This is a genomic window from Lacrimispora sp. YZC11 (assembly GCF_057543815.1).
Genome location: NZ_BAAJYQ010000006.1, coordinates 943,610 through 959,041 on the forward strand (window position 1 = coordinate 943,610; position 15,432 = coordinate 959,041).

Annotated in this window: 17 protein-coding genes; 5 read left to right on the plus strand and 12 right to left on the minus strand. The window is 44.7% G+C overall.

Annotation, left to right across the window (positions count from 1 at the left end; genetic code table 11):
• Window positions 1-157 precede the first annotated feature (157 nt).
• A complete protein-coding gene (locus AC27IJ_RS10640; protein ID WP_487148775.1) occupies window positions 158-724 on the minus strand; it encodes a DNA-3-methyladenine glycosylase I in 567 nt (188 codons plus the stop codon).
• Complete coding sequence (locus AC27IJ_RS10645) at window positions 725-1,597, minus strand: methionyl aminopeptidase (RefSeq protein WP_487148777.1); 873 nt, start codon at window positions 1,595-1,597, stop codon at window positions 725-727.
• Window positions 1,598-1,810: 213 nt separating this feature from the next.
• On the opposite strand from AC27IJ_RS10645, the gene AC27IJ_RS10650 reads away from it, so the two are divergent.
• Window positions 1,811-3,289 carry a DUF1846 domain-containing protein gene (locus tag AC27IJ_RS10650; protein ID WP_312442845.1) on the plus strand — a complete coding sequence of 493 codons (1,479 nt, stop codon included), beginning with the start codon at window positions 1,811-1,813 and terminating at the stop codon, window positions 3,287-3,289.
• Window positions 3,290-3,402: 113 nt separating this feature from the next.
• On the opposite strand, the gene AC27IJ_RS10655 is transcribed toward AC27IJ_RS10650, so the two are convergent.
• The 6 genes from AC27IJ_RS10655 to AC27IJ_RS10680 all read right to left on the minus strand — a co-directional run bounded on the left by AC27IJ_RS10655 (window position 3,403) and on the right by AC27IJ_RS10680 (window position 7,800).
• Window positions 3,403-3,909: a CarD family transcriptional regulator gene (locus AC27IJ_RS10655; RefSeq protein WP_312500746.1), complete on the minus strand. Its 507-nt coding sequence runs from the start codon at window positions 3,907-3,909 to the stop codon at window positions 3,403-3,405.
• A 303-nt stretch (window positions 3,910-4,212) separates the two neighbouring features.
• On the minus strand, window positions 4,213-4,881 hold the full coding sequence (deoC, locus tag AC27IJ_RS10660) for a deoxyribose-phosphate aldolase (protein ID WP_487148780.1): 669 nt from the start codon (window positions 4,879-4,881) through the stop codon (window positions 4,213-4,215).
• Window positions 4,882-4,899: 18 nt separating this feature from the next.
• Window positions 4,900-6,228: a pyrimidine-nucleoside phosphorylase gene (locus AC27IJ_RS10665; RefSeq protein ID WP_487148782.1), complete on the minus strand. Its 1,329-nt coding sequence runs from the start codon at window positions 6,226-6,228 to the stop codon at window positions 4,900-4,902.
• Window positions 6,229-6,277: 49 nt separating this feature from the next.
• A complete protein-coding gene (locus AC27IJ_RS10670) occupies window positions 6,278-6,703 on the minus strand; it encodes a cytidine deaminase (protein ID WP_312442841.1) in 426 nt (141 codons plus the stop codon).
• Window positions 6,704-6,771: 68 nt separating this feature from the next.
• A complete protein-coding gene (locus AC27IJ_RS10675; RefSeq protein WP_013271785.1) occupies window positions 6,772-7,107 on the minus strand; it encodes a cyclic-di-AMP receptor in 336 nt (111 codons plus the stop codon).
• A gap of 114 nt (window positions 7,108-7,221) precedes the next feature.
• Complete coding sequence (locus tag AC27IJ_RS10680) at window positions 7,222-7,800, minus strand: NUDIX hydrolase (protein ID WP_312500744.1); 579 nt, start codon at window positions 7,798-7,800, stop codon at window positions 7,222-7,224.
• Window positions 7,801-7,894: 94 nt separating this feature from the next.
• Between AC27IJ_RS10680 and AC27IJ_RS10685 the strand changes: the two genes are divergently transcribed.
• A complete protein-coding gene (locus AC27IJ_RS10685; protein WP_312442839.1) occupies window positions 7,895-8,440 on the plus strand; it encodes a ferritin-like domain-containing protein in 546 nt (181 codons plus the stop codon).
• Here AC27IJ_RS10685 and AC27IJ_RS10690 read toward each other — a convergent pair.
• The 3 genes from AC27IJ_RS10690 to AC27IJ_RS10700 all read right to left on the minus strand — a co-directional run bounded on the left by AC27IJ_RS10690 (window position 8,400) and on the right by AC27IJ_RS10700 (window position 12,531).
• Window positions 8,400-8,843 carry a ribosomal maturation YjgA family protein gene (locus AC27IJ_RS10690; RefSeq protein WP_331655665.1) on the minus strand — a complete coding sequence of 148 codons (444 nt, stop codon included), beginning with the start codon at window positions 8,841-8,843 and terminating at the stop codon, window positions 8,400-8,402. The genes AC27IJ_RS10685 and AC27IJ_RS10690 overlap by 41 nt on opposite strands.
• A 181-nt stretch (window positions 8,844-9,024) precedes the next feature.
• Window positions 9,025-10,296, minus strand: coding sequence for an esterase/lipase family protein (locus AC27IJ_RS10695; protein ID WP_487148787.1), 1,272 nt, complete (start codon window positions 10,294-10,296; stop codon window positions 9,025-9,027).
• A 318-nt stretch (window positions 10,297-10,614) separates the two neighbouring features.
• Entirely contained in the window at window positions 10,615-12,531 is a 1,917-nt protein-coding gene (locus AC27IJ_RS10700) for an endonuclease MutS2 (RefSeq protein ID WP_487148789.1), read from the minus strand.
• A 508-nt stretch (window positions 12,532-13,039) separates the two neighbouring features.
• On the opposite strand from AC27IJ_RS10700, the gene AC27IJ_RS10705 reads away from it, so the two are divergent.
• From AC27IJ_RS10705 to AC27IJ_RS10715, 3 genes are read left to right on the plus strand one after another with little or no spacing between them, the layout of a single operon-like run.
• Window positions 13,040-13,417 (plus strand): GntR family transcriptional regulator, encoded by a 378-nt coding sequence (locus tag AC27IJ_RS10705; protein ID WP_312442835.1) that lies wholly within the window; start codon window positions 13,040-13,042, stop codon window positions 13,415-13,417.
• Between the two features lie 2 nt (window positions 13,418-13,419).
• The gene (locus AC27IJ_RS10710; protein WP_312442834.1) at window positions 13,420-14,283 is read left to right on the plus strand and encodes an ABC transporter ATP-binding protein; all 864 of its coding nucleotides are present in this window, start codon (window positions 13,420-13,422) and stop codon (window positions 14,281-14,283) included.
• On the plus strand, window positions 14,280-14,936 hold the full coding sequence (locus tag AC27IJ_RS10715; RefSeq protein ID WP_312442833.1) for an ABC-2 transporter permease: 657 nt from the start codon (window positions 14,280-14,282) through the stop codon (window positions 14,934-14,936). Before AC27IJ_RS10710 ends, AC27IJ_RS10715 begins: the two co-directional genes overlap by 4 nt.
• Here AC27IJ_RS10715 and AC27IJ_RS10720 read toward each other — a convergent pair.
• Window positions 14,896-15,420 carry an NUDIX hydrolase gene (locus AC27IJ_RS10720; RefSeq protein ID WP_312442832.1) on the minus strand — a complete coding sequence of 175 codons (525 nt, stop codon included), beginning with the start codon at window positions 15,418-15,420 and terminating at the stop codon, window positions 14,896-14,898. The genes AC27IJ_RS10715 and AC27IJ_RS10720 overlap by 41 nt on opposite strands.
• Window positions 15,421-15,432 lie beyond the last annotated feature (12 nt).

A 15,432-nucleotide genomic window follows, 5' to 3' on the forward strand; every position in this document is an offset into this window, starting at 1 on the left:
AATAAATATTTAACATTTTACCACAATTTGTAAAATTTTCCAATAAAAATTACATTTTCCGGATGCAGCCCTTTTTTTATCAGCCTCTTATTTCATAAGCTATGTACTCTTTATCCAAATAATGCCCTCGCTTTTTTTGTATTATCCACCTCTGCTTTCAGCCTTTTAGCATGCCCTCCCGGCAGAAGCAGGAAAGCTCATGATCATTGACCACGCCTATTGCCTGAAGATAGGAATATATGGTAACAGAGCCTACAAAGGCCATTCCCCTCTTCTTTAAATCTTTTGAGACCCGGTCGGACAGCTCCGTTTTTACCGGGAAGCAGTCATCCTGATTGATGATGACTTCATTGTTTGTGAATCCCCACAAATACTTGGAAAAAGAGCCGAACTCCTGCTGGATCTCCAGGAACGCACGGGAATTTTTCACAGCAGCTTCTATTTTTTTACGGTTCCTTATAATGCCCGTATTCTCCATTAAGTCTTTTATTTTTTCTTCTCCGTAACAAGCCACCTTTTCCACATCAAAACCATCAAAGGTTTCCCGGAAGGATTCTCTTTTTCTCAGTATGGTGATCCAGGAAAGCCCTGCCTGAAAGGTTTCCAAAAGGAACATCTCATAAAGCTTTTTATCATCATAAACAGGAACTCCCCACTCTTCGTCGTGATACTTCATATAAACCGGAGAGGATTCATCCACCCAAAAACATCGTTTTTTCTCCATTTATCTTGCAAGCACCTCCGGTCCCTCTTCCGTAATCAAAACAGTATATTCCCACTGGGCAGACAGGCTTCCATCCTTTGTGTAAATGGTCCAGCCGTCATTGTCATCCTGTACTACATCGGCTTTTCCGGCATTTACCATAGGCTCAATGGTAAATATCATCCCGGGTACAAGAAGCATGTCGGTTCCTCTTGTGCCGATGTGGCTGACCCATGGCTCCTCATGGAAATCCACCCCCACGCCGTGTCCGCCGATTTCCCGCACTACCGTAAAGCCATTGGCATAGATATGTTCCGAGATAGCCGCTCCGATATCTCCCAGATGGCCCCAGGCCCTGGCTTCCTTCAGAGCCAGATCCACACTCTCCCTTGTGACTTTGACAAGCTTCAATGCCTCATCCGATACCTTGCCGACGCAGAACATTCTGGAGGCATCGGCGTAAAAACCGTCAACAATGGTGGTCACATCTACATTGACAATATCCCCATCCTTTAAGATCCGTTTGGAATCCGGGATTCCGTGGCATACTACCTCATTGATTGATGTGCACACACTTTTGGGATACCCCTCAAAATTAAGGGGAGCGGGGATTCCTCCCAGACTGATGGTATTCTCGTGCACCAGGGTATTGATATCTTCGGTACTTATGCCAGGCTTTATCATCTCATCCACCAGATCAAGAATCTTATTGTTAACCACTCCCGCACGGCGGACTCCTACAATCTGAGCCGGGGTTTTTATCATATAGTGCTCCGGTACCTCATCTCCCATGACCGCATAATTTTCAAGCTTTTGGTCAAAAGGCAGGTGACAGTTTTTATATTTCTTTCCGCTTCCGCACCAGCATGCATCATTTCTTCCTATTTTAAACATTTTAATCCTCCTTCTTACTACAACGTTTTAACACGTTTAAAGCCGGTTGTAAAGAGTTTCGGGAAAAAGAAAGGGGTAGGAAAAAATCCGTGGTAATTTCATAATATATGTGATACACTTTATAAGTACTATGGTCAAAAAGTTCGTGTACGCGTTATCGTTTAGAAATGGCATTCTATTGCTGAACGATAAGCACACATCATGGAGGGACAAATGAAATTCGGATTTGATAACAACAAATATTTAACCATGCAGTCAGAGCACATCAGGGAACGGATCAGCCAGTTTGGTGACAAGCTTTATCTGGAATTCGGCGGCAAGCTGTTTGACGATTACCACGCTTCCAGAGTGCTTCCCGGATTTGAACCCGACAGCAAGCTCCGCATGCTGATGCAGCTTTCCGACCAGGCAGAAATCGTGATCGCCATCAACGCTGCAGATATTGAGAAGAATAAAATCCGCCATGATCTTGGCATCACTTATGATGTGGACGTCTTACGGCTGATCCAGTCTTTTACAGATAAGGGGCTTTATGTGGGAAGCGTTGTTATCACACAATATTCTGGACAGAAAGCGGCTGACTTATTTAAAAGCAAGCTGGAAAAAATGGGGATAAAGGTATACCGCCACTATATCATTGACGGTTATCCAAGCAATGTTTCTCTCATTGTCAGCGACGAAGGATATGGCAGAAATGATTATATAGAAACCAAAATGCCCCTTGTTATCATTACGGCTCCGGGGCCCGGCAGTGGAAAGATGGCAACCTGCTTATCCCAGCTTTACCATGAAAACAAGCGGGGAATCAAGGCCGGATATGCGAAATTTGAGACATTCCCTATCTGGAACATCCCATTAAAGCATCCGGTAAATTTAGCCTACGAGGCCGCAACCGCAGATTTAAACGATGTGAATATGATCGATCCGTTTCACTTAGAGGCCTATGGAAAGACCACCGTTAATTACAACCGTGATGTAGAGATCTTTCCTGTATTAAGCGCTATCTTTGAGGGAATCTACGGGGAATGTCCTTATAAATCACCAACCGATATGGGCGTTAATATGGTTGGTTTCTGTGTAGTGGATGATGAGGTTTGCAGGGAGGCTTCCATGCAGGAAATCATAAGACGTTATTACCAGGCCCTTTCCCGGCTGGCAAGGGACATGGGTTCCAAAGATGAAGTCTATAAAATTGAGCTTCTTATGAAGCAGGCAAAGATAACCACTGACATGAGAAAGGTCGTGAATGCCGCCAAAAATCTTGCCGAAATAAAAGGCTCTCCGGCTGCTGCACTTGAATTAGACAATGGAACCATTGTCACTGGAAAGACTACCAACTTATTAGGTGCATCTGCTGCCCTTTTGTTAAATACGGTGAAGGTTTTAGGAAATATTCCTCATGACATCCATCTGATCTCTCCGTCTGCTATTGAACCGATTCAGAAATTAAAGATCAACTATCTGGGCAGCAAAAATCCCAGGCTTCATACGGATGAGGTTTTAATTGCGCTGTCCGCCAGTGCTGCGACCGATCCCAATGCTCAGATCGCACTGGAGCAGCTTCCGAAATTAAAGGGCTGCGATGCCCATACTTCTGTACTGCTTTCCGATGTGGATGTTAAGATATTTAAGAAATTGGGCGTAAACCTTACCTGTGAGCCCATTTATGAAGAGAAGAAAATTTATCATTAAGATACAAAAAATGCGCTTTGGTTTGTACCACGACCAAGGCGCATTTTTTTGCAACAATTCCAAATGATTTATGGCTTCCGGACCGGATCAGATTTTTCGGATCCCATTACTAATTACTCAGCCGTCACACGCGTCACCACCATGTCTTTCACCACGGTCGGTTCCATTTCTAAAGCTGCCGCAAGTTCACAGTAAAGTAAGTCTTCCGCCATCTTAAAATAAGATTCATCCTTTGCCGTACATTTCTTGTCATCTGCCGCCGCTTTAAGTTTCTTTAAATAAAGTGTCTTGATAATCTGAAGCCAGCCTGTGCACTCATTTTTCATCATGATGTCCTTATAGATCCCTTCCCGCTGTCTTTCATCAAACACCCACATGGTCGGAGTATCAGGAATCTGGTTAATCAGTTCTATGGCTTCTTCCCTGGTAGATGCAGCTCTCACGGGCGCTTTTAAATTGTCTACAGGCGTGTAAACAACACAATGCTGCACCTCATAAAGAGGCCTTAGCGTATAGTAAAGGCGGTCCTCATCTGCTGAGGACATATTGAGTCTTCCTATCGTCTCCACCCTGCATATTCCATGGGTTCCGAATACTACTAGATCATTTACCTGAAACATAATAATACCTCCTGCCTGAATGCCAACACGTTGATACATAAAATTACTCTATATCTTAAGTTTAACACTTTATAGGCATGTTTGTCAGTGTTTTTTGTATATTAAAACATTTTCGTGAAAATAGCCAGATATGACTTTACTGTCATTTGTGGAAATTGTATAAAAAAGAAGCAAAATCGCTCCAAAAGGCAGACACTTATAAAAGAGTCTCTTTTGGAGCGCTGAATTTATATATTATCATAAGTAAAGAGCACTTTCGATAATCGGATGGAAGGGTTACTTTGCAAGTTCTGATAATAGATATTATTTCCCGGAAACAGCATTCTCTTTCTGCGCCGCCAGCTTGACAGCTGCACTGGCGCCCACACGGCTGCATCCGGATTCAATGTAAGCCCTTAAATCTTCCAGGGTTCTGACCCCGCCGGCTGCCTTTATCTTTACATCTGGACCAATGTGATTTTTAAATAACTCAATATCCTCCAGAGTCGCTCCGCCGGTTCCAAATCCGGTGGAGGTCTTGATATAATCGGCTCCGGCTGCCGTAACTGCCTTGCACATGGAAATTTTCTCTTCTTCCGTCAGATAACAGGCCTCAATGATGACCTTTAAGATGTTTTCGCCGGCAGCTTTTTTCAGTTCTGCGATTTCCTTTTCTACTTTGTCATAGTCTCCATTTTTCACATCACTGATATTCACTACCATATCCACTTCAGAGGCTCCGTCTTCAATGGCTTTCTTCGTCTCAAGGACCTTTGATTCGGTTACGCTGTAGCCCAGAGGAAATCCGACTACGGTACAGATATTAAGGCCCGGGAAATTTTCATGTACCCGGCTGATATAGCAGGGAGGGATGCACACGGAAGCAGTTTTATATTCCACAGCTTCCGTACAGAGCTCCTCGATATCCTCCCATGTGGCAATCGCCTTTAACTGAGTGTGGTCTACGTATCTTAACATTTCTAAATCTGTCATTATTTTTTTCCTTCCTTTCTATTCTGTCAGACGCTTTACGCCTTCTTTGGTAACGCTGGCATAAATCAGCGGCTCTGCCGCCGGCTGTTGTCCGCTGATGGTGACTGCCTTTAAAAATTCCTTCTCAGAAGCCGCAAACAGCTCTTCCTTTGAAGAATACAGGACGGCAATGGTCTCTCCCTCTTCCACCTTCTGACCTACCTTTTTCTTAAGAGCGATTCCAGCCGTGTAATCGATAATGCTCTCCTTGGTAACTCTTCCGGCTCCTAGAAGCGAGGAAGCGATCCCGCATTGCTCTGTGTTCATATGGGTGATATAACCGCTCTTTAATGCCTTCACTTTCCTTTCAAAGGCTGCTGCGGCAAAAAGCGAGGTGTCCTTAATCACTGAAGGGTCGCCTCCCTGGGCTTCTACCATGGCAATAAGCCGTGCCAACGCGCTTCCGTCGGCAATGGCTCCTTCCGCCAGCGCCCGGCATTCCTCCATACTGCCCTTACCTGCCAGATAGAGCATACCGGCAGCCAGGCTTAAGCAAACCGTCTTCAAGTCCTCAGGCCCTTTACCGCGGAGGGTTTCCACTGCCTCAATAACTTCCAGGCTGTTGCCGATTAAGCTTCCCAGAGGAATATCCATGTTGGTTATGAGAGCCATGGTCCTCTTTCCTGCATGTTCGCCAATCGCCACCATCTTCTCCGCCAGGGTGATGGAATCTTCCAGGGTCTTCATAAATGCTCCGCTGCCGGTTTTAACATCCAAAAGAATGCAGTCATTACCTGCTGCCAGTTTTTTACTCATAATCGAAGCGGCAATTAAGGGAATGCTGTCCACAGTTGCAGTCACATCCCGAAGAGCATAAAGCTTTTTATCTGCAGGAGCCAGATTTCCGGACTGACCGATAACGGAAAGGCCGGTGGTATTGACCACTTGGAAGAACTCTTCCTTTGTCAGGCTGGTCCGCATACCGGGTATGGATTCCATTTTGTCAACGGTTCCTCCTGTATGGCCCAGACCGCGGCCCGACATCTTCGCAACCTTGACTCCGCAGGCGGCTACAATAGGCGCCACCACCAGAGTCGTCTTATCTCCCACGCCTCCGGTGGAGTGCTTATCTACTTTCACTCCCTGGATCGGAGATAAGTCTACCATATCCCCGGAATGAGCCACCGCATCTGTCAGAATGGCTGTTTCCTCATCACTCATCCCTCTAAAGTAAATGGCCATCAGCATGGCAGACATCTGGTAATCAGGAATGTCCCCCTTTACGTAGCCGTTGATCATGAAGCGGATCTCTTCCTCTGTCAGAGTTTCTCCGTTCCGCTTTTTTGCAATCACATCATACATCCTCATGACACACCAAAACCTCCCTTTTACTTATCCTTGCCCCTTTTAGCCCTCATCAGGAATTTAAATTCTTTTTCGTAAATCCCAAAGGAAGCAGCTCCTTTAAAGTATATACGGAAGCTTCCTCTCCCGCTCCCAGAATGATCTTAAATTCCTCAGGGTCGCAGAATTCCGCCATTACCTGCCTGCAAACTCCGCAGGGAGCACATATTCCTCCCTTTTCTCCCCTTTTATTCCCAACGATGGCAATGGCATCAAATTCCGTGACTCCTTCTGAGATCGCTTTGAAAAATGCGGTACGCTCTGCACAGTTCGTAGGTGTAAAGGATGCATTTTCAATGTTGCATCCGCGGTAGACCTTTCCGTTTTTTGCAAGCAGAGCCGCTCCCACGCAAAAATCCGAATAAGGCACGTATGCCATCTTCTGAGCTTCATAAGCCTCTGCTACCAGCATGTTTGTTGTTATCTCATCCAATTCCAAAGACACACCTCCTAATCCATTCCAGCAGTTACGAAAAGGGATTGCTTTGCAATCCCTTTTCTGATTCCTCAAATCTTCTCAAATCGTTCTACGTCGGTTACAAATATAGTAGCTCCGCCAAGTTCCACTGTCATCGGCATCATCATATATCCGGCTGAAACAGACGCGATATTTGGCGCCGGAACATTGCAGGTAATTTTTTGGCGTTTTCCGCAGGTATCTTTAATCAGTGTGATGACTTCTTCTACCTGTCCGTCATCCGTACCGATCATTAATGTAGAGTTTCCCTTCTTTAAGAATCCACCTGTTGTGGCAAGTTTTGTCACGCTGAACTGGTGTTCATTCAGCACATCGGTCACCCTGTTTCCATCATCTGAGCTGACGATTGCGTAAATAATCTTCATATCTACCACCTCGCTGTCTTATTTGGCAAAACTTTAATCAGTTTGATGCCTCTATTATAAATCATAATCAGGAAAAATAAAACAGTAAAATAGAAAATAAATATCAATTTTTTGTTAATAATTAATATTTCTCATCTTATCAAGCAGCTTCCGGTAAATCCGCTCCCTCATCCAAGGCTCATTTACAGCCATTAAGCATTCTTCTAGGCCAAACCATCCCACTGCACTGTTTTCATCCGCTTTCTTATGAAGGGCCTCCCTGTCATCCGCTTCTAAAAGATAAGTTACATTTAAGTGAAGGTGGGAAGAAACATAAGCCCCTCTCTTCTCATGTCCGTCCACCGTCAGCACTTCCAGGGAAAAGATGTCCTCTGTAACCGGCCTTACCGAAGTAATACCGGTTTCTTCCATGGTTTCCCGGACAGCTACCTTAAGCAGATCCATTTCCCCATCTGCGTGGCCTCCGGTCCATGCCCAGGAATCATAAATGTTATGATAGGCCATAAGAGCCTTATCATGGGACTGATTTACTACCCAGGCCGATGCCGACATATGGGCACCTAAGCTTTCCCGGCAAAAAATGGATTCCCCTGATGAGAGATATTGGAGCAGCATCTCCTTATCCCTTTCTTCCTGCTCGTTATACGGGTAAAAATCTTCCACTGTTTTCTTAAATTTCTCTTTGCAGTCCATGTCCTTAGTTCCTCCATCTTCCTGTGTTTTTAAGTCATACTCTATCATTTGACGGATATATTTAAAATAGAATAAATTGAAATGAGGGTATCATATGGATTTATCAGCTCTTATTTTTTCTGACAAAGATCCCTGGCCTCCCATAGAGATCATTTCTCAAAATAAGCTGTATGCCGCAGCCATGCTTTCTAACATAGGCGACTGTAATTCCGAAATGTCCGCAATCAGCCTTTATATTTACAACAGCATGATTACCAGAAACTTCTTCTTTGATATAGCGGAATGTTTCCATAAGATCAGCATTGTTGAAATGCATCATCTGAATACCTTTGGGGAATTGTCCATCATGCTGGGCGCAGATCCCAGACTGTGGAGCTTCCAGAACGGGCGCTTAAGGTATTGGACTCCCGCCTGCAACCGCTATCCCACCCGGATCGGGCCCCTGGTCTCCAACGCCCTTGCAAGCGAACTGGAAGCCATCCGGAAATACCAGGACCAGGCGGAGTGGATCGATGATTGCAGGATCAAGGCAATCTTAAACAGGATCATCGCAGATGAGCTTTGCCATGTACAGATTTTCCGGCACATCCTGGCTGAGCTTAACGACGACCTTTTTGTCCCCCCTGCTTTCCAGGCATAGGCGGCATTTCACCCTGCTTCTCCTTTTCATTCGCACGCCGCTTTACCATTTCAAACAAGAATAATCCGGTACAGCCTGCCAAATAGCAGGCAATGTCCTTTAGATCAAAGGTTGAACCAATAATTATCCTTGCGATCTTATAATCGCTAAGGCCGAGCAGCTTCGCTAAGTGAAAATACTGCCCCACCTCCGTCAATACGGCGAAAACAAATATGTACAATGGGAGCAGCTTAACTTCTTTCCCTACAAATGACCTGATAAAGCAATAAATTAGTACCACAACCAAAATGTCGCCAACGTATGGCCTGATGAATTTATCATTTATGAAAGCAGCTATTAATACTTCAATAATGAAAATAATGATAAAGGCACATAGGTACTTAATGTTTAATCGGATTTTCACGTTACACTCCTTTACTCAGTCAAAATCAAGGCAGCATAGCTTAAAGCTTTACTGCCAGATAACCTCCGGCATTCACGGGCCTTCTCATGCCGGAGGTTATTTTCACCTGCTTCATAAGAAATATATTTATCCCGGCTTAAGTTTATTGCCTGCTATACAGACTCACTCTAAAGCTTCATTTCTACAGACCTTTTAATTTTAATTTATTTACCAAATCGACATAGAACTCGCAGACGTCAAAGCCTTCGATATTCTTCCTTGTTAAGTCAATCATGTCGCCGTGGGAAATACCTTGCCTGCTTTCAGGAGTCACTACGCCGAGGAAATTCCCCCATACCATTGATTTCGTGGAAACAAGCCCGTCGTTTTCGCCGCCCCCGAAAAATTTTATGATACCGTATCCCACATTAAGCGGAAACATAGCTCCAGAATAGGAACGAATACGCGAGCCGGCGCTTTGATATAAAACGCCGGGGACATCCTTCATAATCCTGTTCAGCCGCTCACATTCTTTATCGGTTAAGTCTTTCAAGTCATTGAAAAAATCCGGATCGTAATCGCCGAGCCTGGTATAGATGGATTCGTACTTATTGCCTATGGCCGCAACCGCCTTTTGCGGAATCCTCTCCAATAACTTACGAACATAATTACAGCCAAGGTGCGGCGTGTTAATCGTCGTTAGCGACGCAATATATTTATCCATTCCGAGACAGCTTACCGCATACCGCGAATCAAGTCCGCCCTTGGAATGTGCAATAATATTGAGCTTTTCGCAGCCGGTCTCCCGGACAATAGTCAGGATACACTCTTTTAGTTCATTCGCGCATTGCCCGACCGATGCGGACGACTGATGGCTTCCGTAATAGATTACAGCTCCGTTATCCATAAGCTCCTTCGGTATCCGGCCCCAATAATTGAAGTTTTTCCAATCCCTGAAAAATATCCCATGCACCATCAGGATAGGGTATTTCGTTTTGCATAATTCCTCGTATTTCCTGTCTTTGTTTCGTTGGTGTTTCCCGACAGTGAATTTATACTCAGAAGCCGATACGCCAAGGAATTTCCTGAGTATGACAACATTCACAACGGGCATCCACCAAAAAAGCAGCAAACTTATCCTCGGCACGATCCCCAACTGGCCGGAACAGGTGAATATTCGGATAATCCCGTTGAATAGCAGAATAAAAAGCAGGCCCGCACATACAAATATGTTTATTATAAGGATATGTACTCCAATTTCCCTGCCTTTGGCTAAAACAAATAGATACGCCATCGCCTCAAATGTAAAGCAGAAAAAAGCCGCGAGTACCAGCTCATAGCCGCCGATTAGTACCCTAAGCCTGTATTGCAGCGTTTTATCTCTCCGCGGAGCAATATTGAAATAAACATAAAATACGGCAAGGGCTATTCCTGCCGCTGTAGCTGCCGCAGTGCCGGGAATTACGTACGTCACAAAAATGATGTTCAAAAAAAGCATAAGCAGAAAATAACATATAATCCGTTTTATGATAATTATGATTATCCCTCCCCAATATGAACTTCAGCTATGTTACATCATTTTACCATAGCGTATGCAATATCGTCAAATTAACGCAAGACCCTTTTATGTTTAATCCTGTCATAGAATTTCATCTTCCAGGAATATTACGTTCAAATTTTCTATCAGGTTTCACTTCTGCAGGGTACTTGGATGGGCATCAAAAAGAGCCGGACGAGTATTTGCGTCCGGCTTCCTGGCAGGGCTTAACGGCGGCCTTTTTAGGCCCCAGGATCACTCCGTTTTGATCTCCAGTCCCTCCTGATATCCCTTTTCCATCTTATGCCTGGCTTTTCTGTTTTCCACGGTATCAAAAATTATGGAAAAATCATAATCCTCCGGGTAAAGCTCCTCTGCTGCTACGATAAGCTTTACCCTTTTCTGGTTGACCCAGATTTTCTTATCCGGCATCTGGACCTGCAGCACTCCCTTTTCATTGACAGGCCTGCATACAATTCCCTTTTTCTTATCCGGATAGACATACACGCTGTCTCCCTTGGCGAACTTTTTTTCCATGACATTTTTATTCACCGTCGTTTTTTTAAGCTTTTCAATTCTGGGACCGCTTACGTTGATGCCTTCCGCCTTCTCTTCTAAGGCATCCGGCTTCTCCTCCCGTAAGCCTTCCCGCTCTCCGTAAGCGTATCTTCTGGCTTTCCTTATCATGGAATCCGGCATTCCCAGCCGTTTGGCGATATATAGGGCGCAGCTTTCCCCGGCTTCCCCGATTTCCATGCGGTAAAGAGGCTTTAGGGTTTCTCTGTCAAAAGCCATCCGAGCATTGGTAATGCCCTCCGCCTCCTTGGCGTATGTCTTTACCTCGGGATAATGGGTGGTTGCCAGAAAAAGACATCCGTTGTTTCTCAGCTCTTCCAGTATGGCAATGGCGATCCCCATTCCTTCCGCAGGGTCTGTTCCTGATCCCAGCTCATCTAAAATCACCAGGCTCTCCGGGCCGGCCGCCTTTAGGATCCTCATCACATTGGTGATATGAGCGGAAAAGGTAGACAAGTTTTCCGTAATGTTCTGGCCGTCTCCAATATCACAAAGCACCTGGCTGTTCATACAGAGATCGGCTTCTTCACAGGGTAAATGAAGGCCGCATTGTGCCATGAGGGAGAAAAGTCCTACCGTCTTAATTGATACGGTTTTTCCTCCTGTATTGGGCCCTGTAATAACGATTCCCCGTTCCTTCCTTCCCAGTTCAAAGGTCAGTGGTACCACGGTTTCCGGGTTCATGAACGGATGGCGGCCGTTTACGATCTTTATGATCCGGTCCGTATTGATGCCAGGACTGGTGCCGGCCATGGAGGCACTTAAGCTTCCTTTAGCAAACAGGAAATCCAGCTTTTCAAGAAGGCGCTTATCCCCTTCTAAAACCTCTAAATTTTCTTCTACTGAGGCAGTGAGCATATATAAGACCCTTCTAGCCTCATTTTCCTCCTCAATCCTTAAAAGCTCCAGTTCCCCGTTAAGCGCTGTAATGGCTGCCGGTTCGATAAAAAGTGTGGAGCCGGTTGCGGACTGGTCAATGACACTGCCAGGAACTGATGTCCTATAATCTTTTTTCACCGGGAGGCAAAGTCTGCCGTTTCTTAAAGTCACATAAGAATCGGAAAAGTACTTTTTATTTCCCCTTAAAATGGCTTCTGCTTTTGCCCGCAGCTTTTCTTCCAGTCTGGTCACATCCTGTCGGATGTTTTTTAGATGTTTGCTGGCGCTGTCCTCTACTTTTCCGTTTCTGACGCTTTCATAAATCTCCCTTGCTAAATCCTCCAACGGGTTTAAGTCCTGCTCATAATAGGGCAGGCCAAGCTCCAGGTATTTACACCGGTTTAAAAAGTCTTTAAACCGCTTTACTGCGGTGAGCATTCCCCCTGTCCGTTCCAGTTCTTCAGCGGACAGGCAGCCTCCCTGCCTTGCCGTGTTCATGATCTCCTGCAGACCATTCATGCTGACTGCGGGAGGAAGCCCCATCCTGTCAATGATGGTCCTGGCCTCCATCGTATCGCGAAGGCTTTTTTTTACTTCGCCTTCCTTTAAGCATGGGGTCAAATTCCTTATCTTTTCCTTCGCAGCTTCCGTGTGTGCAAATTCTTCAAGTTTTTCTAATATAAGATTAAATTCTAAAATCTGAAATGTATGATCCATGTAATTCTCCTCGTTCCTTCTGTCCTTCCAACTGGTTTCCTGAGGTTCATGGAGCATTGCGGCAGGATGATGGTTCTGCCAACTAAGAAAAACATGCTTTGCGAGTTTTTCTTAGTTGCCGCGGCATTCGCCAAATGAATATGCAAGCATATTCGTTGGGCTCATTGCTCGCGCAAAAAAAGCCTGTAAGACCACAAACCGACGTCTTACAGGCTTTCAACCTTATTCTGTCTGTTTTGTATCCCATGGGCAAAACAGGTACACGAAATAGAGGAAAGACCCGTGGCCTTCCTGATCCGACTCCTGTTTTTCATATTAAACTGCCTTATGCTCCATGATTAAATACAATTAACAAACACACACATCCTATCATTTATACTTCCATCACTATATCACGGAAAGAAAATCCGGTCAATCTTTTTTTCTTTTCCCTATTGACATGGTGAAATGCATCGCATATAATGTACTTGTTCATTAAGTACACTATACAACACTAAGGAGGCCTACTGTGGAGATTATAATCAGCAGTAATACAAATAAGCCCATTTATGAGCAGATCACTTCGCAAATAAAAGCGCTGATTATGAGCGGAGAACTTCAGACCGGCGACCCAATTCCATCTATGCGGGCATTGGCTAAATCCATTCATGTCAGTGTCATTACCGTACAACGAGCCTATGAAGATTTACAACGGGACGGTTTCATTGAAACAACCGTTGGGCGAGGCAGTTTTGTATCGGCACAAAACAAAGATTTCTTTCAGGAAGAACAACAGCGAAAAGCTGAGGAACATCTGCAGGAGGCCGTTTATATTGCCCGGACCAGCGGTATATCACTGGGCAAACTGATAGAATTATTGACCATGTTTTACCAGGAGGAGGAGTAAAAATGGAACCGATTTTGCAAGTTGAAAATCTGACGAAACAATATCCTGATTTTAAATTGGATCATGTATCATTTTCCATTCCCAAAGGTTCTATTATGGGATTGATCGGTGAAAACGGTGCCGGTAAAAGTACCACAATCAATGCGATTCTGGATCTTATCCAAAAGGACGAAGGATTGGTTAAGTTTTGGGGGCAGGAGCTTTCTTCCGATCCCAGAAACATCAAAGAAAACATAGGAGTCGTGTTTGACGGCATCAACTTCTATGAAACCCTTACGCCAGCCAAAATCGGCAGGATCTCGGCGGCTGCCTATAAGCAGTGGGATGAAACCGCCTACGATAACTATCTGAAAAAATTACAGCTTCCTCCCCGCAAAGAGATCAAAACATTTTCCAGGGGAATGAAAATGAAACTTAGCATTGCCGTTGCGCTTTCCCATAAACCGAAGCTTCTGATTCTGGATGAAGCGACCGGCGGGCTTGACCCGGTCATGCGTGACGATATGCTGGATTTGTTTCTGGACTTTGTACAGGATGAGAACCATTCGATCCTGATGTCGTCCCATATTTCTACGGATTTAGAGAAGGTGGCAGATTATATCACCTTTATTCATAAAGGGAAGGCCCTATTCTGTAAAGAAAAGGATGAATTGCGCTACCAATATGGAATCATCCGGTGCAAAACGGATCAGTTCAATGCCATCGATAAATCAGAGATCCTTGCTTACCGGAAACGCGACTATCAATGGGATGTGCTGGTGGCAGACAAGGAAAAGGCCCGCCGTAAGTATAAGACGGCAGTGGTGGATGATGCCTCTATTGACGATATCCTTCTACTCTATGTGAAGGGAGACCAGGTAAAATGAAGAGTTTGATCTTAAAAGATTTATATAACATCGGGCATAATGCCAAGTCCATGATTTTTATGCTGCTGGTTTTAGCTTTCGCTCTTATTCCTTCCACCGGAGTGGAGGGTTATATTATCATGAGCGGCATTCTATGCAGTATGATGATCATCACGACATTCAGCTTTGATGATCAATCCAAATGGATGAAATACGCTATGGTTATGCCGGTTACCAAAAAGGATATAGTGATCAGCAAATTTATTGTTCTTCTGATTTTCTCAGCCATTGGCGCTGTCACTGGACTGGTAATTGGCACATTAGGCGGCATCATTGCGCATAAGGATATTTTCAGCAGCGTAAATAACATTTTTACACTTCTGTTTACCGGTGTTGCGAGCCTGGTAATTTCAGAAATTGCGGGAAGCATGTCAATTCCTCTTCTGTTTAAATTCGGCGCGGAAAAGGCCCGTATATTATTGCTTGTTTCCTGTTTGATTCCTGCTGCCATCTTCTTTGGCATCTATAAGCTGTTCACCTTGCTGGGTGTTTCATTTACAGAGCATTCAATATTTATCCTTCTGTGCTGCTCTCCGTTTATAGCACTGGTCTGGAACTTTTTAATGTATAAAATCAGCTATGCGCTCTTTGCGAGGAAGGAACTTTTATATTAGCCGATGGAAGCACCAATGGTTTACCATTTAACAATGCTTCTGCTAAATGATCCCCTGTATACACAAGCTTTAAGGAGAAGAAAGGAATATCCGTGAGTAACAGTTCAAAGAAAATACGGTCGCCTTCCCAAAGAGACAGCCTGCCTATTTCTTCCTTTGGGATCCATTTAAGCTCTCCTTCCGCGCATTCGGTCAAGGTCCCTTCATATTCGTCTGCGGTGTATAAAAACATGTACTCATCCGGATATTTGTCTGACACAAAGGTGATAATGGCCCTAAGCCGGTAGGAAGTCAGGGATAATCCGGTCTCTTCCTTGACCTCCCGTAAAAGACATTCCTCCGGGCTCTCTCCTTCCTCCAAATGGCCTCCCACCCCCAGCCACTTGTCCTGGTTCATATCGTCCTTCTTTTTAATCCGGTGCAGCATTAAATAGCTCTCTTCCCGCTGGATATAACAAAGTGTTGTTAAATTTTTATGCCCCATTCTTTTATCCTC